Source organism: Methanocorpusculum vombati (assembly GCF_026891935.1).
GTDB classification, from domain to species: domain Archaea; phylum Halobacteriota; class Methanomicrobia; order Methanomicrobiales; family Methanocorpusculaceae; genus Methanocorpusculum; species Methanocorpusculum vombati.
The window spans coordinates 165,546-187,239 of the sequence record NZ_JAPTGC010000003.1; the positions used below are offsets into that span (position 1 = coordinate 165,546).

A 21,694-nucleotide genomic window follows, 5' to 3' on the forward strand; every position below is an offset into this window, starting at 1 on the left:
ATAGATTTCCATGCACTGTATTGTTACCGGCGGTGCCGGATTTATCGGCTCGCATCTCGTGGACCTCCTCCTCTCCCGGGGCGACTCAGTCACGGTTATCGACTCCATGGTCGCCGGCCGGATGATGAACCTCGAACACAATATCGGCGCTCTCGCATCCTTCCGGCACGCCGACCTCCTCGACGACGGCTGGCAGGACCTCTTTGCCGGAGCCGACCGCGTCTATCACATCGCCGCCGACCCGGACGTCCGCGGATCCGCCCGGAAATCATTTGAAGTGTACCAGAATAACGTGACCGCAACCGTTCGTGTCCTGGAAGCCATGAAAGAACACGGCGTCAAAGAGATCGTCTTCACCTCCACCTCTACCGTCTACGGCGAAGCAGCCGTCATCCCGACGCCGGAGAATTACGCCCCCATGGTGCCCATCTCCATCTACGGCGCAAGCAAACTCGCCTGCGAAGCCATGATCTCAGCGTATGCAGCAACCTACGGCATGAAAGCCTGGGTGTACCGGTTTGCAAACATTATCGGTTCCCGGAGCACCCACGGAGTGATTTATGATTTCGTGCAGAAGCTCCGGAAAGATCCCACACAGTTGGAAATCCTCGGTGACGGCCGGCAGAGCAAATCCTATCTGGCAGTGGAAAACTGCGTCGCAGCAATGGTCTACGCCCCAACCGTCTCGGACGGGACGTTTAATGTGTTTAATATCGGATCTGAAGACTGGGTGAGTGTCAGGCGGATTGCCGAACTCATCGTCGAAGAAATGGATCTGAAAAACGTCTCCTTCCACTTTACCGGCGGCGACCGCGGCTGGGTAGGCGACGTCCCCATGATGCGGCTTTCGGTGGAGAAGCTCAAGGCAACCGGATGGGAACCGGGCATCACCTCCGAAGAGAGTGTGCGGCGGGCAATCCGTGCAACCCTGGATGAATAAAAGATAAAATATTTTTTTCCCTTATTTCTGTGACGAACTCCGCTCCGCCCGCTTCTTCATCACCTGCAGCACGGCAAGGATTGCTGCGCCGAACAGACAGAAACCAAGGTGGAACGTCTCCCAGTTCATCGCCGGCAGAGGATCGGACAGCGTGGTAGACCCCAGAACAATTGCGTACAGCGACCCAATCAAAAGACCGACACAGAGATAGATCGTCTGCGACCGGTAACGAGCAAAACAGTGGCGGATCACCTTCGCACTGATGGCAAGCCCTGCGATCATGCCGAGACCGAACGCAATCAGCATGGGAATGTACGCAAACTCCCGGTGCAGCACCGCAGAGACCGCCGAGATGAGCGGAACGTAGAGGCCCATGATTAAAAGAAGCGTCGACCCGGAGATGCCGGGAAGCACGAGGGCTGAGACCGCGATGATTGCCGCAACGAAGAGGAACACCGCAAGACCAAGTGACCCGTCCGCCAGATCAATGCCGCTTCCGCCGCCGACTACCGGACTCAGGGACATCAGAACCGGCACGACCGCAATACCGACCGCCGTAATGATGAGATGCAGGTAATGCCCTTTGAGGTACTCCTTCTCCTCCAGAATTACAATCGGCACCGCAGCAAGCGTCAGCCCGATAAAGACCGAACTAATCTCATAAATATAGGTATGAAACAGCGTCGAGAGGATGAGAACACAGACCAGGAACCCTCCTACCCATCCGCATCCGAGCTTGAACAGGAAGGGAAATGCAGCTTTGCGTTCCGCATTCGTTCCGAGCAGGAAACAATGCACCGAGCTGATGAACTTTTCATAAAAGCCGAGAAGAAACGCAATCGTTCCGCCGGAAACTCCCGGCACACTGTCGGCAACCGCCATGGATATTCCGCGGAGGATATCGGTTATATGTTGTACTATTCTGTGCATGGGAGTTCCTGTTGTTGTCTGTAGTATCGGGCGGCAGAGGTAATTAAGGATGAGGAAAAATTTTCCCGGTCTCTGATAAATCCCTTTATCTCATCTACCGGCCCATACTATTACGGCAAAATATGAAATATCTTCTGATTCTTGGAGACGGTATGGCGGACGAACCGATTCCGGAGCTTGGCGGCAAAACTCCGCTTGAGGTTGCAAAGAAACCGAACATGGACCGCATCGCCCGCGAAGGAAGATGCGGCATGATGCGGACGGTTCCCGATTCCCAGGAACCCGGGTCGGATGTGGCCAACATGTCGATTCTGGGATACGATCCGGACAAATACTATACCAGTCGCGGTGCTCTGGAAGCGGTCAGCATGGGTGTTCCTTTCGGTCCGGCAGACCTTGCCTACCGCTGCAACTTTGTGACCATTGAAAACGGGAAAATGAAGGACTTTGCCGCAGGTCACATATCCAGTGAGGAAGGCAGACAGTTGTTTGCATCGTTACAGGAACGCCTCAAAGATTTCGGCGTGAAGCTGTATCCGGGTGTTTCCTACCGCAATGTGCTGATGCTCCCCAACGGCAAAGGGTCCGTGACCAAGGCTCCGCATGATATTGTGGGCGAGCTGATCGATCCGTATCTGCCGACCGGCGATGATGCAGCCGAGCTGCACCGGTATATGGTCATCTCCTACGATGTGTTTGCCAATCATCCGGTCAACAAGGCCCGGATAGCCGCAGGGAAAAACCCGGCAAACATGATCTGGCCGTGGAGCGGCGGGGCCAAACCGGCAATGCCCGCGTTTTCCGAGATGTTCGGCAAAAAAGGTGCGGTCATCTCCGCAGTAGATCTTCTCTTCGGTATCGCACGCTGTGCGGGAATGGATGTGGTGAAGGTTCCGGGTGCAACCGGCTATCTGGACACGGACTATCTGGGCAAGGCAAAGGCTGCGGTTGAGACGCTGAAGGGCGATGCGGACTTTGTGTACATGCATGTCGAGGCGACCGACGAGGCGGGACATCTCGGTTCGGTTGAGGAGAAGATTAAGGCAATCGAGCGGCTGGACGAGGCGGTCGGCTATATTCTGGATCACTTCGACGGCTGTGTGATGCTGATGCCGGATCATCCGACACCGATTGCAAAAAAGACCCATACCCGTGACCCCGTGCCGTTTGCGGTCCTTGGTCTTGAGGGGAAGGATGCGGTTTCGGTGTACACGGAGAAGGAGATCGCAGAAAAGGGATCGTACGGCATGGTTCGATCAGTGGATCTGCTGAAGATGATCTTTGCAGAGAACTAATTTTTCTCTTTTTTTCCATACCTGTCTGATTTTTCCGGCTGCGTCTGTTTTGCATCCGGTGTTTTTCCCGTATCATCATTGGGTACGGATTACTTTTATCCGGCATTATGTCCCATAGAAAAGGTACGTATGTATGAGGGAACAGAAGTGGGGATGAACAGCTGGATTATTTTCGGCATTGTTATCATTGGATGTCTTATCCTGATTGCGGTCATCTCCCGCATCGAAAAGAAGTACAACAAGCGGTTCGTCAGTTCGCGTCAGGAGATCATTCTGGAGAATGCAGGCGAGCGGGCACAGGAGGTCTTCGCCGAGGAAAAACCGCCGGAGTTCGTGGTCGGCCAGGTGTATCAGATGGAGGACGGTACGCTTGCGAAGTATGCCGCTGATGGAAAGTTCTACAAAATAAAGGTAAAGTGAGGGTCAGGATGAAAAAGGTGAAGATAACCGTACTGAAAACAACGTTTGACGAGGAGCTTGCCCGCGAGTACGGCGTTCCGGGACTTGGTGCCTGCCCCATGCTGAAGGCCGGACAGGTATTTTATGCCGACTATGCAAAACCCGCAGGGTTCTGCGATGAAGCATGGAAAGCGATGTATCAGTATGTTTTTGCTCTCGCTCACGGTGCGGAAAAGGATCTTTTCTACTACGGCGACTGGATACGAACGCCGGGTGTTGCCATATGCAGCTGTAATGATGGTCTCCGGCCGGTCATCTTCAAGCTTGAGGCAACCGATGAGGTGTCGCAGATCGACTACGAACCGGTTCGCTAACCTTTTTTTTCAAAAAAAATTTTCAGGAATGGGTTCCTGAGACCGACCATTTCCCGTCCGCAGTAACCGCCGCAAGGCAGACTACTGTTCCTCCGGCCTTCGGATTTTTCAGCAGATAGCGAAAGTCCGTGACTCCCGCCGGAATCACTACATCACCCGCAACCGTTCCGTCCGCTTCATAGAACACCACGGCTGCCGGATTTTTGCCGGTGTTTGACATCGTCAGCATCTGATCTCCGGTGATCGCATAATACGGCGTCACTTCATCGCCCGTTCCGGAGATGGAGGTAAACGGCGCAGGGTTCATGGGAAGCGGCTGGGTGACCTCAAAACCCCAGTCTCCGGCGGTGTTTACGTTCAGGGTATAGGAACCGGCAACCGTCACCGGATAGACGATCTGTGTCTTGGCCGGCCCCGTATCCGAGTCCAGCGTTCCTGCCGCCAGTCCGTTCGCATACAGCGTTGCCGCGATCTGGTCAGACCCAAGGTAGTATCCGTTAAAGACGGCTACCCCTTTTTCCAGTGTAAACGGTGCGGATGTCATCGAGTTTGACCCGCTGATGAACATAATCCCGTTCGACCGGTAGTCATTGAAGGAGGCAAGACTCACCTCGTACGGGCCGTCCACGATCAAAGCCCACGTGCCCGACGCAATCACGTCAAACGTATAGTATCCGGCTTCTTCAATCGCAAAAGCGGTCTTTCCTTCATACGCGTTCAGTTCGTTGAAGAGCATGTCCTGATGTTTCCCGTTCTTGGAAAGCCACACCACAAAGTTCCCGGACCCGTAGTTCTTTGCCGTCACCACAGACACCCCTTTGTCCAGCCAGATCTCCCAGGACTCGGTTGTCCCGGACCCGTCTATCTGGTGCATGGGCATCTGGGTTCGTTCGGGCTTCGGGGTTGTTGTGGGGACCGGAGTTGCCGCGGTTGTCTGCGGGCTTGGGTGAATCGTTTCCGCAGGAGTCGGGGTGGGCGTTGGTGTTGTATCCGTTCCCGGCTGATATTGAATGCATCCCGCTGCAAGAACGAGTGCCGCAATCACCAGCAGCAGGGAGGATAGCAGGAAGAGTTTTCGCATACGGTATCTTTCGACGGCGGATGTGATAATGTTTCGGGATGGGAAAAAAGTATGCGAAAAAAATCAGGGGCTCTGGTTCTGAAACATCACCGCAAACCGGGTTACCAGGGCGGCGAGGATGAAATAGCCGAGAATTACATGTACCAGCGCGAAAAACATCGTGTAGTAACTAATGTTTTTCGTCGCAATATCGGTGATGCTGAAAAGAATCATGGTCGTCTGCATCACGCCCATTACCGGCCCGGTCGTATTTGCCAGCAGGGGTGTCGGTTCCATCCCAGTTGGAGTTATCATCGGCAGAACCGGTATGAGATAGAGATAGACAAAGGTAAAGATCCCATTCAGCAGGATAAATGCTCCGACAATCGGCCAGGTTTTGCTGCCGTAGTCGGAGATCATCCAGAACAGTCTGACCGGCAGATTCACAAACACCGATTCAAACATCTGCACGATGCTTTCCAGTACCGCCTTTCCCGGATGCTCGGCGACGCGGTTCTTCCATGCGGCAATCCCTGCTGCGGCGGTTGCGGATACTGCCTGTATCTTTTGTGCGACGGATGCACCCTCCGCAACATACGGCTGGCGGATTCGCGGAGGTTCGGGTTCTTCCGGAACACCTGCCATCCGTTCAAAAAACCGGAGAATCTTCTTCTCTGCATACCATTCCTCCCACCGTATCTTGCGGATGTTGCGCAGAAGCCGCGAGTGCAGTTTCGGGTCTACCCGCGAACCGGACAGCCCGACACCGGTAAAGTCTGTATTGCTGTCAATTGCACAGTTTGCAATCACCGTCCGGCCGTCCACGCTTGCCAGATAACAGGTTGTCCCAAACAGCGTGGCGTTGCGGAACTTTGCTCCTTCCAGATATGCTTCGGAGAGATCGGCGCCGGTCAGATCGGCACCGGATAAATCCGCTTCCTTTAAATCCGCTTCCCGGAGATTGGCCTCGGTCATCCGCGCCCGCCACAGCACCGCATTCTGCATATCCGTTTCGCGGAGATCGGATCTGGTCAGATCCGCTCCTTCCATGCGTGCTTCTTCCAGTACGGCACGCCGGAGATCGGTTCGCGGCAGTTTTGTCCGGATGAGTTCTGATCGCAGCAGGGTTACTCCTTTCAGGTCTGCACCGGTCAGATCCGCTTCGGAGAGGACGGCACGCCGCAGGTCCGCATGCCGCAGGGAACTTCCCCGCAGTACTGCGCCGGTAAGGAGTGCTCCTTCCATTTTTGCGCCGTCAAGTGTTGCGTTCTCCAGATTTGCCCCGGTAAGGTCTGCGTCACCGAAGTCTGCGCCGGAGAGTTTGGCACGGACAAGTACCGTTTCCCGCAGAGTTGCCGAGGCGAGGTGTGCCCCCACCATGTCGGCATCCGTGAGGTTTGCCAGTTTCAGATCTGCCCGCATTAGTTCGGTGTCATGGAGATCGGCTCCAAGCAGGTTTGCTTCCTGGAGTTTTACATCCGAAAGGTTTGTTCGGGCAAGTTTTGCCCGCGCCAGATTTGCTTTCTGCAAATCGGCTTCGGTACCGTTTGCCTGCCGGAGGTCTGCACCGGAAAGGTCTGCTTCAGTGAGCAATGCTCCGGAAAGATTTGTTTCGTAGAGGTTTGCGGACTGCAATACGGCACAGGAGAGGTCGGCATCCCGCAGGACGGCAAGTCCGAGTTTTGCCTCTTTCATCCGGGCACTGCCGAGTTTTGCTCCTTCGAGGTTTGCTTTGAAAAGGTCGGCACCGCAGAGGTTGGCTTCGCGGAGGTCTGCGCCGGAGAGGTCGGCTTCGCGGAGGTCTGCACCGGAGAGATCGGCTTCGCGGAGATCGGCACCGGAGAGATCTGCTTCCCTGAGGTCTGCTCCTTCCATTTTGGCGATGCTTAATTTTGCTCCGGCAAGGTTTGCTTTGAAGAGGTCGGCTGATTCCAGATTTGCTTCGCGGAGATCGGCATCTGCGAGAACGGTTCCCCGGAGGTCTGCTTCGGTGAGGGATGCTTCGCGAAGGTCGGCATCGGTGAGATCTGCGTCCCGCAGATCGGCGGTGTCCAGGTTTGCCCGGAAGAGGGAGGCTTTGGCGAGTTTGGCACGCGCAAGAGAGGCTTTGCTGAGGTCGGCTTTGTAGAGGTTGGCACGTTCGAGGTTTGCGTCCCGCAGTTCAATGCCTTTCAGGTTCAGTTCGGCAAGGCCTGCTCCGGCAAGGTTGACTCCCGTGGTGTCGCGGGTTTTTGCGGGGACGTCATGGATTCCGGCACGTTCCATCCAGATGTCAGAACCGGAGATTGCTTTGATCTCTTCTACGATTGCAAGATATGGTTTGTTCCATTCACTGAGATCGCCTGCCTGTACGCAGCGGAGTAACCTGTTGTACTGGTCCTGATCGAATGTTCCGTTGCCGCCCGGTATTGCGTCTTCCTCGCCCATAAGATACCGATACATCTCTCCTGAGATACGATAAGGGTAACGTAAAACGTGTCATCAGGGAGACGTTGCCCAATTTTTTCTCATCCGCTCTACCGTAGCAACTTCCCGAAAAAAATCTGCCGCACAAATGTTCTCTTGAAAAAAAGTGATTATGAGGGATCACAAAAAAATTATTCTTCTGCGTCCTCGGACTCCGCAGCCGCACGGGCAAGCATAGCTTTTTCCAGCTTCTGCACCTTTGCCGATAGCGACGGAACCGTCAGCACTGCCGCATCGCGTTCTTGCGGCGGGTTCATCCGTGCCGCATTCTCATATCCCGCGACATCCGCTGCAACATCTGTTGGCAGATTCTCTGCTTTCTGTAACATCTCCAGCATCTCATTGCTGAAGTACGTATCCAGCACAATCTTTCTCTTTGTCATGTGCGACAGCTCGCCGATAAACCGGCAGATCTGATCCAGCTCGAACGGCGTAATCTGGCGGGCGAACTCATACTCTTCAATTCTCTGAAGCGTACGGACAATTGCTTCAAGAGCTTCGGGCGTCACCACAAAGACCGTACAGCGATCGGATGCAAACACAAACTCCGTAAGCTGTGCAGCAACGGTGTTCGGCACCACAAGATACGCTTCACCGCGGACTCCGTCCTCCTTTGCCGCTTCAAACAGTTCTGCCGCCTCTGCGGCAACGCGTCCTGCAAAGGTGGCAGTCTCGTCCGGGGACGCGGGGGAAACCGTATTGAAGAACACATAACTGCTGTTCACCAGAACCGCAAAGTCCGGATGTGCCGTGCCCCGATAGGTTGCCTCTGTCTTCAGATCCAGATGCAGATCAGAACAGACCTTTGTCAGCACTTCGCCCACACGGGCATGATGACCCTCGAAGATCTCCACCATACTCTGCCGTGCTGCAAGTTCTGCGGCCTTCTTCTCTTCCTCAAGCTTTGCCGAAAGCGCATTCAGGCGTTCCGCCTCAACCGCAAGCGCCGCATACTTTGCATCGCGCTCGTCCACATAGCCGTCAATTTCCGCCTGCCGTGCGGCGATCTCCTTTGCGGCCGCATCCAGCTCCCTGCGCAGACCGTCAATCTCCGACTCGCGGCAGAGATACTGTTCGCGGAACGTTCTTGCCTGATCATTGTCTGCAAGATGTGCTGTGCGTTCTGCGGCCAGATCCGCAGCCAGGGCGTCGCGGTCAGCGGACAAAGTGGTATGAGCGGCGGACAGTTCTTTGTACTGATCGTTTAGTGCGGCAAGCTCTGCCTGGCGGGCACCTTCGGCAGCTTTCCACTGTTCGGCAGAACTTGCGTTCGCGGACGCGGTTTTCGTCATCTCGGCGAGTTTTTCCTCTAAAATCTCCTGTTCTTCCGAAAGACTGTCCACCTCGCCGTGGAGATCTTCATTCAGCGACTTTACCTCGGTCAGACGGGAGTTCAGGCTGCCGATCTCGGTTTCCCGTGACGCCGCAAGCCCTTCTGTTTCGGCAAGCTTCTGCTGCGTCCGGGCGAGATCCTCCACCAGAACCTTATACTCCTCTTCCGCAACTGCCGCTGCATCACAGATCTTCTTCCAGGAAAAAAGGCGTGCCCCGGCACCTGCCTCACGGACCTTTCCGAAGAATGCACCAAGATTATCCGAATCGCTCATAATCTAATCAGGAAGATATATGTGTTTCCTATCAGATAATACATTCGCATTCTCCAATAGGAAAATCAAACAGAAAAAAAGGGTTACTGGACCTGGGTCTTTTCGTAGACCACAAACCGGGCCACCATCCGGACGGCGCCGACAATCTGTGACGGCGTAATAACCTGCACCGAACACAGCGGCGAGGCATACAGACACTTCGTCAGATACATCATGCACTCGTCCGGGACAACGACAAACGCCTCTTTCCGGCAGTTGACCGTATCAACCATGTTTGCCAGTTTCTTAGCGACCTCGCGAACCAGACCATCAGCTCCCCGCAGTTCCTCGTATGATGCCGGGGCGAACGCCGCAAACAGGACGTGGTGACCGCTTATCTGGGCAAGGAAGCCGTACTTCTCCACCGCAGGAGCGGTTCCTGCCGCTTCTGCGATGCAGGCAAGGGTCTTGTCGCCGTGTTTTTTCCATTCTTCCAGGATTTCATCGGTGATGGCCGAGTAGGTGGATAGTGTCTGCTGTTTTGCGGAGAGATCGGACTGCAGGGACTGCTTGGTCTGTTCGAGCTGATTGATCTCTTTTGCAAGTTTTGCCTGTTCCTCTTTCAGTTCTTCCTGTTTCTGCCGGAACTCTGAGTCGGCCTGAACGGTTGCAAAGCCCATGCGGTTGATCTCGGTCAGCATCTGCTTTTTGACATCTTTTAAGGCGCTCAGTTCCTGTTTCAGTCCGACAATCTCCTTTTCGCGGGAGTCAAGCGTGGTCTTCAGGCGGTGAATCTCGGTTAAATCACATTCACGCTGGTATTTCCAGGAGTCAACCGTCCGGGTAAGTTCGTGAATGGTCGGGACATACAGGCGGCTTCTCTCCTCGAAGTCCGCATTGAGGTCATCGATCTCTTTTGCGTGGGTATAGTTGAGGCGGGTGATGGTCTCTTCGGCTGCGGCAAGCCGGTCAAGTGTACCGTTCTTTTCGTGCAGGAGGGCGGTGTACTCGGTTGTCAGCGTGGTATAACGTTCGGTCTTCTCCGCAAGCTCGGTTTCCTTTTGTGCAAGTGACTGCGAAAGCTCCGCAGATCTGCCGGCTGCATCCGCAAGGTCAGCCTCAAGCCGGGCAATCTGCTTTTTCTGGGAGGTGATGGTCTCTTCCTGCTGGTGAATCGTGGTTTCTTTGCACGCTTCATCCTCTGCCCAGTTTTTGGTATTGGCCTCGTAACTTTCCTTCAGGAGCTCATGCGCGGCGGTTTCCTCCGCAAGCTTCGCAGACAGCCGTGCAGATTCTTCGGCTGCCTGAGTATATTTTGCGGTAAGCTCGGCAATTTCGCGTTTGAGCTGTTCGATATTTTTATTTGCAGCTGAAAGCGTTCCCGCAATTTCCAGATATTCATTTTCCGCAGATACTATCTCGGACTGGATTTTGCCCCAGGAAAACAGCCGTTCCGAAACCCCGATTCCCGAAAGCTTGCGGTATCGGTTTGAACCTCCTGCACTCGTATTGTCAACCATGCCTCTGATACCTACTATATTTATATCATCATCAGATATGAAGATAAATGTTCGTTTTCCTTACTGCGGGTGCCTGCGTTTCTGCCGGAACGGATATTCAGTACCGGGATAGATGTTTCCCCTCCCAAACCGGAGTTTGGTCTTTTCAGTTTTTCTCACGTTTGTTTGCTGCTTCGAGTTTGAGCAGATCTTTTTTGATCTGCAGATCAGGCGTGAATCCGCCAAGTGTTCCGTCTGCTGCTACCACACGGTGACAGGGAACGATTAACGCGGTCGGGTTCTTTGCCATGGCGTTGCCGACGACCCGCGGATGCGTGTCGGCGGCAAGGGCAATTTCCCGGTACGTCCGTGTTTCTCCGTAGGGGATCTCCGCAACCGCCCGGTAGATGCGGGCATAGGCGGAGTCTCCGGAGACGGCGGAGGAGACGAGGGGTGAAAACGAGTCGGTTTTTCCTGCAAGAAACTTCGTGAACGGTACCGGCACCGCACCTGCCGGTGCGGTGCGGACAAACTGTACCTGATGGACGGTGTTTCCCTCCCAGGAGACGATCACCTTCCAGAGGCCGAATTTACAGGATCCGGTCTGCATCCGTTTCACTTCCACTTCGCAAGAATTGCCGGCAGGGTATCTGCGTCGCACTCTTTTACTTCCGCACGCATCCAGGGCGGGAGACCGGAAAAGATCTCCGGGTCCAGGAACCGTTCCTCGCCGAGAAGCAGAACGCCCCGGTCGGTTTCGGTACGGAGTACGCGGCCTAATGCCTGCATTGCCTTGTTCATCGCCGGAAGGGTGTAGGCGATGAACTCTCCTTCGGCACCGAACTTGCGGCGGAAGTAGCTGTTGACCATTCTCCGCACCTGCGTGAACGGGGCGAGCGGCAGCCCGACTACCATTGCGGCGGTCAGCTGATCGCCGCGATAGTCGAGGCCCTCGCTCCATTTGCCGCCGCAGACGGCAAACATGATCCCGGATTTCCGCCGGGCGGGCAGCGTTACAAACTCTTTGAGTGCGGCGTTGGCCTCTTCGGTTTCGCGGGGTTCGATGAACACCTGTTTGGTGCGGATTTTTCCGTCGCAGAGTTTTGCGTACTGGCTCTGAAGCTGATACGAGGGGAAGTAGATCGCAACATTGCCGGGGAGTTTTGCGAAGCTGAGGATGCTTGCTACAATTGCGTCGGTGTTTTCTTTGTTCTGCCGCCGTGAGAATGCCGTGGTGATGTCGCGGCTTGCGAGCACCAGCCGGTTTTCTTTGGGGAAGGAGTTCGGCAGGGAGAGGGTTGCGACCGGCATTTCGCCGAAGTAGTAGCGGCGGTAGGAGTCAACGGGGGCGAGGGTTCCGCTGATGAGAACGGTCGCCGCGTGCATGGAGACCATCTCCTGTAACCGTCCGGCAGGGTCGATGTTGCGTACTTCGAGCGTTATGGTCTCGCCGTCTTTGACATAGACGGTCAGAAATGCCGGGTCGGAGGAGGACCGGTAAATCCGGAACAGGAATTCGCAGAGCCGTTCGATTGCGGTTTCGCGGTATTCGGCTTTCTGGATGCTTGCTTCGCGGAGTGTTTCTTTGATTGCGAGCAGGTCGTCTAAGATGTCGTCGAGTTTCGGGTAGAGGGAGCCTTTGATCAGAAGACGGTTGAAGATTGCCGGATCAAACCAGTCCTCGATTTCGTTTGAGCGTTTGAGTCCGTTCATGAACTCGGCGATGCGGGGGAGGACGTGCCGGACGGCGTCGGCTCCCCGGACTTTTCCGCGCAGGGAGGCGAGTTCATGGGAGGCGTTTTCGATGTCGGTTTCGTTGAGGCGGATGCTCTGAATGCTCTGGACGACGTCGCCGAGGTTGTGGGCTTCGTCCAGGAGCATCATGACGTCGGAGGGTTCGCACTGGAGGGTGACGTAGAGCTGTTCGCGGATGTCGTCGTTGAAGAGGTGGTGATAGTTGAGGATGACGACGTCTGCTCCGCGGGCGGCGGAGAGCATGAGGTCGTAGGGACAGACGCTGCCGGCAAATTCGTGGAGGTCGGCGGGCATGACGACGCCTTTCTGCGCCCGTTCGGTTTTGGTGCGCATTTCCGGAGAGGGAATCATGCGGCGTCCGCCGTCTTCTCCCTGGACGAAGACGCGGCTGTTGATGAAGTAGGGGCAGATCATCGGGTGGTCGCGGTCCTGTTTGCGGATCTGTTCCTGAATCATTTTGTCTTTTGCGGGTACCATGGAGCCGCGGTCGGCCCGTTCCTGCATGAGGGCGGTGGAGAATGCTTTGACGCCTTCACATCTGCGGTAGACGTCGCCGTAGCCGCCTAAGGGGCACATGTTTCCTTTGCCGATGAGGTAGACGAATTTGAGGTCGCGCTTTTTTTTCTGCCGGATGAGTTCGAGTTCGCGGATGAAGATCTGGAGCTGGGAGATGGTGCGGACGGCGACGAAGATTTTTTTGCCGTTTGCTTCGGCAAGCAGCGGGGCGATGACGCTGGATTTCCCGCTGCCGGTCGGGGCGTCGATCATGAGGATGCCGCCTTCCCGTGCGGTTTTTGCTACCGTTTCCAGCATTTCCTTCTGGTTTTTCCGGTAGGACTGGTAGGGGAAGTAGTCGGCGATGGATGACATTGATAGAATAGTATTGGGTGTTGAGGGATAATGGAGTTGCGCTTTGCGGGATGTAGGGGGTGCACTCACTCCTCTTTTTCTTTGAGCCGGTACGTAAACGAACGCCCGGATTTTGTTCTGAGAACAAGATGCATTTTTTCCAGACGAACGAGATGCCAGTACACAACAGAAACAGAAATGGCCAGATCTTCTGCGATCTGTTTTCGGGACTGTCCGGGTTTTTCTGCAAGATAGTGAAGAATTTTTTCTGCGGTCGGGTCCCTTCCGATCCGTTCCCTCTGGATGGACACCGAATCAAGTACATCTTTTTTGGTTGCATAACGGGCACGGCGGGATCCGGAACTTTTGTAAACCTTCTGTTCCCGCAGGAGTTTTCTCAGATGATGTACAACCGATCCCCGCGATACGCCGACACTCTTCACAATCTCTGCAAGCGATGCTGCGGGATGCTCTGCTACATATTCGAGAATTTTTTGCGGCACCACCGATACCGGTTTTTCCTTCGGGGCAAACCGCAGCAGCAGAATGACCCCGAGAAGTGCAAAAAGGATCGGCGTACAGAACCTGACCGGTTCGCGCAGGGCTGTATCTGCAACCAGCGAAAATACCGAAAGAACAATACTCTGCCGGGTATGCTGACTGCTGATCCCCGTTGCGTACGGCGCAAACCGGATGATTGGCGTGGTACTGCCAAGACCGCTTTCCAGCGTGTGCGGATCTTCGGCAAACGGCTCTATGTGATAGGGTCCGACAGAATGAACACCGGCTATTTCCATGCCCGCAAAGAACCATCCGCCGAAAATACCGAGAAGGAGAAGGACTGCGCTGCCAAGAAGGAGTACGGCGCGGATTCCGGCAGGATTAGTATTCTCTGACATGTATCTGATACGGCTGATGGCGTAACGGTTCCTCGCTTCCGGAGACTTCAATGCCCCATTCTCCGGCAAGTGACTGCGACGCGGTGATGTTCAACGGGATTTTGCCGTCCGCAATGTGATCATACCGATCCGTGTACGGTCCCAGAACATACCCGTCCGGCGTGATGAGGGTGAGAGTTACGGGCGATTCCGGATCGTCCCACGTGAGGGCGATGCGAACCTCTGACGTGGTATTCCCCACCACATAGTCATAGTGGGTCGGATGCCCGGGAACACAGGTTCCGTTCCGGAACAGCACAAAATCATCCCTGCCTTTTGGAGGATCGATCCGGATCGGTTTTTCGGTTGGCAAAATCCCGGCTTTGAAATACAGCGGCGTTATCGGGATGCAGCCCGAAACATGTTCTCCGGGGATACGTTCATGGCACTGGATACTGTCCACCATCCATTTTCCTGCAAAAAAATCCAGAGGGGTCGGGGCGGTCGAAATCCGGAGAGAAAGATGGAGTTCCAGCACATCAGTACCGGAGAGGGTATCCGGAAAACAGACCAGAGATGCCGTACTGCCTGCCGGTTCGTATACTGCATCTCCCGATTCCCGCATACAGTAAGGGGAAAGAGTTGATTCCATCTCCGGAACCAAACGGAGGGAACCGTATCCTCCCGGAACTCTCCCGGAGAGGATCATATCCGGATACCAGATGCTGTCCTCGCGAAACTCTGCGTGAATTTCTTTCAACGGTATGACTGTTGCAGTAAACGCGATCATGTTCCCATAGGGAGTTTCTGTAACCCGGCTGGTCCATCCGTCAAAGGTTTGCGTGTACTGTTCCTGGGAAAATGCCGAAGTCTGATGAATAGAGAGGAGCGGGAAGTACACCACTACCGGTTCCTCTGCGGTACTGTTGGCAAGGCCGGTTGTTTCGATGCTGTAATCAAGAGAAGAACCGGTTGCCGCAACCCAGTAATGGCTTCCCATGTATATCCCGAGAAATCCTGTAAAAACTAGTAGGAAAAAAAGAGCCAGTGTGATAAAAATATGAAGAGATTTTTGCTCTTCGGCCATCTCTTTTCTCTTCATTTATACAACATACCCAACAGTACCTCTGCTGTAGCGGATGGCTTGGGTGAGGCAATCCTTTGTCATCGTAATCAATTCAGTATTTGACTGCCATGCGGAATCCTGTAACATAATTTCGTCAATTCTGTCCACATAGGCATTGATGTAATTTCCTAAGTTTTCTGCACTAGTACTTACATCAGATACTTCATAATAATATGGATCACTCATGGTCGATGAGTAGAAGTTCTGACCGGAAGTCCAGTCATTGAACACATAGTTTTCATAATTCAGATGATTCAAAAAATTCTGATAGGCAATCGTGTGGAAGGGTACGGAAAGATCCTGAATAAAGTGCAGAGAGTGAGCTAATTTTCGGTACCCTTCAAAAGTCTGTCCTTGTACCAACAGATTTTTTGCATCATTTGCATTGGATTCTGCATAATCTGCTGCTCCTGTTGGAAGAAAATGTCCTATTGAGGAGATATAAGGGATTCCCTCATCCGGTTCTAATGCATATCTTCCAACTGTTTCTGCATTGCTGCTGCTAACTCCCATTGACAAAGCTGCTTGTCGGGATAAATCATTATGGGTTCCACTAATGATTGGATCAGATGTTCCTGACCCTCCCCATTTGGGATTATTATTCCCGTTCGAACCCGATTCATCAGGATATTTTTTTGATCTGAATTCTTTGTTGAGGGTAGCTAGAGTGTCATCGATGAGTTGTACATCTGCGAGAGTCACGTTGGGGAAGATTGTCTTAATTCGTTGAAGTTCTGCTAACGTGTTCTGTTTTTTTGCTGATGATGCGGCAAAGCTCTCACTGACATCTATTCGTTCGATCAGGCGATCTATCGTTTTTGTACTCAGACCAATGATGTTAGGGGTATTTGGATCAGGTGGATCGATTGCTGTCAGTTCTGTTGTTGCGGTAACTGCTGGAACTGCTGACAGTACAACCAAGAAGGCGATTAGTACTGGCAGCCCAAATTTCCAAATTGATTTCATGTTTTTCCTCCATGTAATGCTTTTAGGATAGTTCACTTAGAAAATTTCCTAGTGGTCGATTCCAACCTGTCCTAACTTACATGAGATTTCGATTTTTTCAGAACAGGTTAGTCTATTTTATTCTCAGCAGAATGGATTATGACATTGATCCAAATGTTAAATTTTATTGGGTCTGTTTTTCATCTTGGGATTCTATCACTGTTCACCCTGTTATCCCGTACAAAAATCCGAATAAAGCCGCAAGAACAAGGATGACCACACCGTACACCACCGTCCGCCGCAGACCTATCACAATATGTACCACCATCAGAAGCGGCAGGCAGATGCCCGAACCCGAAAGCAGCAGAGAAACCATAGGTCCTGCGGCGATATCCCCTGCCTGATACCCGAACGTACTTTCCAGAACCGGGACATCCAGTGCTGCCGGCACATGAAGAATGATACCGGAAAGAGAACCCGCAGCACAGGAAACAAGACTATTGTCCGAAAGATACGGCACCAGCATCTCCGGAGGAATCAGGGAAGTAAACACACCAAGCAGGAAATGGCCGAGCAAAAGAAAGGGAACAGCCCGCACCGCGATATGTCCGGAAAAATACATCCACTCGCGAACACCACCGGAAGAAAGAAACCGGCGGGCATACAGCGCAACAGCAGTTCCCGCAAAAAGAACCGCCGCAACCTTTCCTGCAAACGAAACCGGAATCGTTCCGGCAAACAGCATCAGAATCAGCAGAAGAAACAGCACCGGAACGCCCCATGCGGTCTGCTCGGCGGGTCCCGGCGCACTTTGCCGGAGAAACGTCAGCGGCGTTGTGTGCGCCTGAAAAAGAAAAGACATAATCCAGGCCGCAAGAACCGCAACACCACCCGCACAAACAACAAAAACGATCGCCGTTTCCGCACCGAACACCGAAGCAAGACCCGCAACCGCAACAAGATTCAGAGCCGAACCCGCGTACAAAAATACAATCTGCGGACCAACCGCCGACCCTCTCCGGTGCAGGGCGGCAAACATCGGAATAATCACAAGACTGAAAACACAGAGAAATGCACCGGAAAAAAGCGCAGCAGGATACGAAATGCGGCGGGGAACCGCAGCAGTAAAGTACCGGAAAATCCCGGAACTGCGGGGAAACACAACGATCGCTCCTGCAAGAAGAAAAATCGGCACCAGACTCGTCAGGGCATTCGCTGCCGCATACCTGCCGAGATGAAACAGACCAGAGGCGATCGCCGCAACAAAATCCATCTGTATCGGTCACGTTTGCGGGGAAAGTCCATAAAGGAACTGATACAGCTAAAAAGAATATTGTGGCATCCGGATATGTGGGGACCCGAATGCCGGTCAAACGACTATGAATGAATGCTTGTGTGTGGTGGTTGCTGTGTGTGATGTTGTTTCTGCTCTGTGACCCGCGGCCCTGCTGTGCCGCGAGACACCCGTACTGAACCGGGGAGGTTCAAAGCACGCTGTTGTGAGATGCCGGGATTTCCCAACGCTCACAACCATATACACATAGGAAGTGAATGTATATAATCTTTTACATAATGTGTAGCGGATATGTCATAATCCGGGAATCGATCCTGAAAAAATCAGCCGCAGCCTGTCTGAAAGGACCCGCGGGAAAAGGGATGGGTGATGCGACACACCGGCAAATCTGGTTTTTTTGTGTGCCGCATCTGTTCCGGTTTGTGGAGAACCGGAGGTCATGTGTTCTTGGGAGAGTATGTGTGTGTGTGGTATGAATGTGACGCTGCACTGATTTCAACATCAGTGCAGCAGTCTGTAGCTGTGGTGGTGGATGAACAGGCAGGGGATTTGAACCCCTGCCCGTCCATCCGGTTGAACCAGTTCCTGTTCTTCTGGTGGTGGTCTCAACAGATCCGGGTACTGTCCGAATCCGCGGGCAGATTTCATTCGGGGGCAAAACCTGTCCGCAGAACCGGAGAGTGTGCATCTGTAACGAGTGATGATTCCAGACGAGTTCCTCTATGCCGGAACACAGCACTCGTTGATACTACTGTAGGTTCCAATCCTATAAAGGAGTACAGATAGTACCAAAAAAACCCCGCAGAAAAGAACGGAAAAAATATTTGAATCTTCAGATGCTGCCAAAGATTCAGCTCTTTTTTGTCTTCCGCACGCGGACGGCGACCCCGCGGGAAGATCGGATCATCTCATCCGCACCCATTGCCGCCTTGCCGGTCGCACGGTATCCCGGTCCTTCCACCAGCACCTCGTCGCCTTCGCGGATGGCGGGATCGGCGGAAGCAACGCCCGGCGCAAGAATATCTCCCTGCGGCACAAACCCGTCACTGATCGTAACCCGGTACCCGGAAAGGAACTTCCAGCCCTCCATCGTGGGCCGGAGAAGACCGGTTGACGCATCAATGGAGAACATCTGCGTCTTCTTCTCATAGATCTTCTGGTTCGGATACCGGCCCTTTATCATCCAGCCCTTGGTATCGACGAGTTCCCCGAACTGCCAGGCAAGCGTTCCGCGGACGGCATCCGTACGGCGTTTGCGGCAGTCCTTCAGCGCCGCATTCAGTGCCCGCAGGGAATCGGGTGACGACGGGCGATCATCAGTACAGGTGAACTCTAATTCAACGCCTGCCGCCGCGGCTGCGGCGACTGCAACCGCCTTCGCCCCGCCTTCCAGATGGCAGATGACCCGTTCATACCGGTGCTTTGCCAGATACGCGGCAACGTACCCGACCAGAATCGCCGACTCTTCCCGATCCCAGTAGCCCGTAACCGGCACATCATAATGTCCCGCAGGATAGACAAGCTCCAGCTCGCGGGGCACAACACCAAGCGGCGAGGTGATGATGACCTCATGTGCCCGGCCCTCAATCACCCGCTGGAACTTCTGATGCGTCTTCGACATCGAGTAGGGTTTTCGTGCGGCACACGGCAGAAGAACGCAGACATCATTCCGCGACGGAACAAACCGGTTGATCACCCGCTCCTCAAAGAACGCTATCTCGGGCCGCGTCATTGACTCGGCAGAGTTTGCCAGGAACCGTGATGCCCGTACTGCCGGAAGCGCTGCGGCCGGAAGCGGCGAACGATCAAGCCTGCGGAGCAGGGAGACCTGTTCGGCGTGAAGCCGGCATCTCTGTTCCATCAGTTCCCGCATCTGTCCTGCCTCGATCCAGGTTTTGACCATGGCAATCTCGCGGTCAAGGGCAAGCCGGTTGTGGAGGAACAGGTCGTTTCTCCGGCATCCCTCGCAGCCGCAGACGCCTTTCTCCAGATACGATGCATCGAACTCGCCTTCCGGCATGCAGAACTTTCCCTGCACGGAAGCGAGGTCCACTGCGGTGTAGTCGAAGAGATCGAAACCGGCTGCAATCAGCATGGCGGCGTTTGACGGAAGGGCACAGGCAGGGGCATACCGGGCGGTATCCGGCGGTGTTTCGGCGTGTATCGCGGTGAGATACTCGGCTGCCCTGCGGGCGTCACCGAGCGCCGCACGCCAGCCGGGAATCAGTACCACATCGCCGGAGACTGCGGGACAGACCGCCAGCGGATGAAAGGAGACCGGGTCGGTGCCCGGCACGTAATACTTGTCCGCGTCCGACTGCGGGGCGGAGAGCGGAAGATTCGTAAACGGCCTGTTGCCAAGCGAGGGGAAAAGTGCGGCGGTATCAACCGCGGCAGGCGTACGAATCTCTGCATCGTTGACGCGGAGGTTTCCGGTTCGTGCGAGTCCGTCACGATTCCGCACATCGAACGTACTCATGTAATGACCTCGCAGTCCGGGAACGCTGCCCGGAACAGGGGTGCCCACTCTTCGGTTGTGGAGATGGTGACGTTGGTATCCGGGTTTGCGGCGAGAAGCGCCGCAAGCCCTTTGATTCCACAGGATACCATCGTTTCGTCCCAGGAAGGAATCTCGCAGGGGCCGACCGGGAAGGTTTCGGCGAGTTCATACGGGACCGGGCCGAACGGCGGTTTAAACCCGATTACCTCGGCGAACCGCGAGGGAACCGGGCCGCCCGCATCGATCAGGGAAACGTCGGAGAGTTTCACGCGGGGAATCATCTCATGATACTTCCGCACTTCGGTGCGGTCGCAGGACTCGGCGCCGCGGTAGAAGAACCGGCGTTTGGTTGCCCGATCGAGGTGTTCGAGTTCGCCCGACCGTTCCAGCAGACGGCGGTAGCCGTCCAGCAGACGCGGGTGTGCCCGGCAGCGTTCGTCCACGAGTTCCCAGAGTGTTCCTTCCTGTACGGCTGCACGGACGCGGGAGATCTCGGCCATGGTGACTGCGAGGTTGTGGTAGGCGAGGAGTTTCTGCCGGTCGGGGGATTTGCGGAGTTCGTCTGCGGTGTGCGATCGGCAGACGGGGCAGGCGCAGGGAAGTTCGCTCATTTCGTCGAGTTTGAGAGTGCCGGACGGGGTGATATAGCGGCCTTCTTTTGCATACAATGCGTAGGCTGCGGAATCGAAGACGTCGCAGCCGAGGGCGACGGCGAGGGCAAACATGGAGGGGTGACCTGCGCCGAACAGATGTACGCATGCTCCCGGGTTGAGGCCTTTTTTGGCGGCGATGATGACATCGACGAGTTCGCGGTAGCGGTAGGCTTCCATGAGGGGGACGACTGCTCCAACCGGGCAGTAGGCGAAGCCCATTTCGGATACGGTGCGGCCTGCGGTCTCCCGCAGATCTTCGAAGACGGCTCCCTGAACCGGGCCGGAGAGCGGGGCGTCGGGACCGAAGATCTCTTTGGCTTCCCGCATGCGGTCCATGGTGATCTCCATCTGGGCGATGACGTCCTCGCGGGGGGTGTCGGGGTGCGTCGGGATGTCTAAGGGAACCCAGATATCAGAACCGATATCCCGCTGGAAGGAGAGGGTCTGTTCATTGGTGATGTCGACGCTTCCATAGACGGACATCTGGAATGAGCCGGAGTCGGTCATGATCAGCCCGTCGAAGTCGAGGACGTCGTGCAGGCCGCGTTCGAGTGCCTGATGCCGGAACTCTTCGCTTTTGGAGAAGATGTAGGCGTTGGTGATGATGCCTTCCACGCCCATTTTTTTCATTTCGGCGGGGGGGATGATCTGCAGATGCGGGTTGACGACCGGCAGCAGTGCCGGGGTTCGGATGGTTTTGTCGCCGACTTTGAGTTTGCCGACGCGTCCTGCGATGTCTTTGTGGATTACTTCAAAATATATGCCCATGCCCGGTTGTCTCCATGTGGAAAAAGATGGTACATGTTTGGCGGGGGGTGTATTAAATATGGGGATTGTCCGGTATGATGCCAGAAAAAGATTTAGTAGATTTCTCCGGAACGTTTTTTTCTGGAAGCTGTTGGGGGGTAAGTGGTGAGTGGGCATGATGAAAAAGGAAAACGCGAGATTTCGCAGAGTCGCAAGGTGAGTGAGTGGTAAGTGGGCAGGATGAAAAAAGGAAACGCAGATAACGCAGATGCGCCTAACGGCGCGGCTTCGCTCGTCGCATTTTCTTAACGCTGCTCGCCATCCCGCCCGGAGCCGGGCGGGCGGCGTTGCTGTCGCAAACGCAGCTAAAAATGCTCGCGAAGCTTTTTTTCTGCGTT

Annotated in this window: 17 protein-coding genes; 4 read left to right on the top strand and 13 right to left on the bottom strand. The window is 54.5% G+C overall.

The genetic code is table 11. The features are described from left to right. The first annotated feature begins 10 nt into the window (after positions 1 to 10). The gene (locus tag O0S09_RS03370; protein ID WP_268922523.1) at positions 11 to 940 is read left to right on the top strand and encodes an NAD-dependent epimerase/dehydratase family protein; all 930 of its coding nucleotides are present in this window, start codon (positions 11 to 13) and stop codon (positions 938 to 940) included. Between the two features lie 21 nt (positions 941 to 961). On the opposite strand, the gene O0S09_RS03375 is transcribed toward O0S09_RS03370, so the two are convergent. Next, positions 962 to 1,822 carry a DUF368 domain-containing protein gene (locus O0S09_RS03375; RefSeq protein ID WP_268922524.1) on the bottom strand — a complete coding sequence of 287 codons (861 nt, stop codon included), beginning with the start codon at positions 1,820 to 1,822 and terminating at the stop codon, positions 962 to 964. A 170-nt stretch (positions 1,823 to 1,992) separates the two neighbouring features. Between O0S09_RS03375 and O0S09_RS03380 the strand changes: the two genes are divergently transcribed. From O0S09_RS03380 to O0S09_RS03390, 3 genes are all read left to right on the top strand, one after another. Further along, complete coding sequence (locus O0S09_RS03380) at positions 1,993 to 3,165, top strand: cofactor-independent phosphoglycerate mutase (protein ID WP_268922525.1); 1,173 nt, start codon at positions 1,993 to 1,995, stop codon at positions 3,163 to 3,165. 129 nt (positions 3,166 to 3,294) lie between these two features. Next, on the top strand, positions 3,295 to 3,585 hold the full coding sequence (locus O0S09_RS03385) for a hypothetical protein (protein WP_268922526.1): 291 nt from the start codon (positions 3,295 to 3,297) through the stop codon (positions 3,583 to 3,585). Positions 3,586 to 3,593: 8 nt separating this feature from the next. Then, positions 3,594 to 3,938: a TIGR04076 family protein gene (locus O0S09_RS03390; RefSeq protein WP_268922527.1), complete on the top strand. Its 345-nt coding sequence runs from the start codon at positions 3,594 to 3,596 to the stop codon at positions 3,936 to 3,938. 22 nt (positions 3,939 to 3,960) lie between these two features. Here O0S09_RS03390 and O0S09_RS03395 read toward each other — a convergent pair whose 3' ends face one another. The 12 genes from O0S09_RS03395 to tgtA all read right to left on the bottom strand — a co-directional run bounded on the left by O0S09_RS03395 (position 3,961) and on the right by tgtA (position 21,317). Then, on the bottom strand, positions 3,961 to 5,019 hold the full coding sequence (locus O0S09_RS03395; RefSeq protein ID WP_268922528.1) for a hypothetical protein: 1,059 nt from the start codon (positions 5,017 to 5,019) through the stop codon (positions 3,961 to 3,963). A 63-nt stretch (positions 5,020 to 5,082) separates the two neighbouring features. Beyond that, positions 5,083 to 7,440 (bottom strand): pentapeptide repeat-containing protein, encoded by a 2,358-nt coding sequence (locus O0S09_RS03400; RefSeq protein ID WP_268922529.1) that lies wholly within the window; start codon positions 7,438 to 7,440, stop codon positions 5,083 to 5,085. A 155-nt stretch (positions 7,441 to 7,595) separates the two neighbouring features. Next, positions 7,596 to 9,071: a coiled-coil domain-containing protein gene (locus O0S09_RS03405; RefSeq protein WP_268922530.1), complete on the bottom strand. Its 1,476-nt coding sequence runs from the start codon at positions 9,069 to 9,071 to the stop codon at positions 7,596 to 7,598. 83 nt (positions 9,072 to 9,154) lie between these two features. Next, positions 9,155 to 10,570 (bottom strand): coiled-coil domain-containing protein, encoded by a 1,416-nt coding sequence (locus O0S09_RS03410; RefSeq protein WP_268922531.1) that lies wholly within the window; start codon positions 10,568 to 10,570, stop codon positions 9,155 to 9,157. Positions 10,571 to 10,715: 145 nt separating this feature from the next. After that, entirely contained in the window at positions 10,716 to 11,159 is a 444-nt protein-coding gene (locus O0S09_RS03415) for a methylated-DNA--[protein]-cysteine S-methyltransferase (protein WP_268922532.1), read from the bottom strand. Positions 11,160 to 11,164: 5 nt separating this feature from the next. Next, positions 11,165 to 13,174 carry an ATP-dependent DNA helicase gene (locus O0S09_RS03420; protein ID WP_268922533.1) on the bottom strand — a complete coding sequence of 670 codons (2,010 nt, stop codon included), beginning with the start codon at positions 13,172 to 13,174 and terminating at the stop codon, positions 11,165 to 11,167. 65 nt (positions 13,175 to 13,239) lie between these two features. Then, positions 13,240 to 14,052 (bottom strand): winged helix-turn-helix transcriptional regulator, encoded by an 813-nt coding sequence (locus tag O0S09_RS03425; protein WP_268922534.1) that lies wholly within the window; start codon positions 14,050 to 14,052, stop codon positions 13,240 to 13,242. Continuing rightward, the gene (locus O0S09_RS03430) at positions 14,036 to 15,031 is read right to left on the bottom strand and encodes a hypothetical protein (protein WP_268922536.1); all 996 of its coding nucleotides are present in this window, start codon (positions 15,029 to 15,031) and stop codon (positions 14,036 to 14,038) included. The genes O0S09_RS03425 and O0S09_RS03430 overlap by 17 nt, the downstream gene beginning before the upstream one ends. A 102-nt stretch (positions 15,032 to 15,133) precedes the next feature. Continuing rightward, complete coding sequence (locus O0S09_RS03435; RefSeq protein ID WP_268922538.1) at positions 15,134 to 16,123, bottom strand: phospholipase C/P1 nuclease family protein; 990 nt, start codon at positions 16,121 to 16,123, stop codon at positions 15,134 to 15,136. 202 nt (positions 16,124 to 16,325) lie between these two features. Next, a complete protein-coding gene (locus tag O0S09_RS03440; RefSeq protein WP_268922539.1) occupies positions 16,326 to 17,375 on the bottom strand; it encodes a permease in 1,050 nt (349 codons plus the stop codon). Between the two features lie 871 nt (positions 17,376 to 18,246). After that, positions 18,247 to 19,875, bottom strand: a complete 1,629-nt coding sequence (gene arcS / locus O0S09_RS03445) for an archaeosine synthase subunit alpha (RefSeq protein WP_268922540.1) — start codon at positions 19,873 to 19,875, stop codon at positions 18,247 to 18,249. Continuing rightward, a complete protein-coding gene (tgtA, locus tag O0S09_RS03450; protein ID WP_268922541.1) occupies positions 19,872 to 21,317 on the bottom strand; it encodes a tRNA guanosine(15) transglycosylase TgtA in 1,446 nt (481 codons plus the stop codon). The genes arcS and tgtA overlap by 4 nt, the downstream gene beginning before the upstream one ends. Between the last annotated feature and the right edge of the window lie 377 nt (positions 21,318 to 21,694).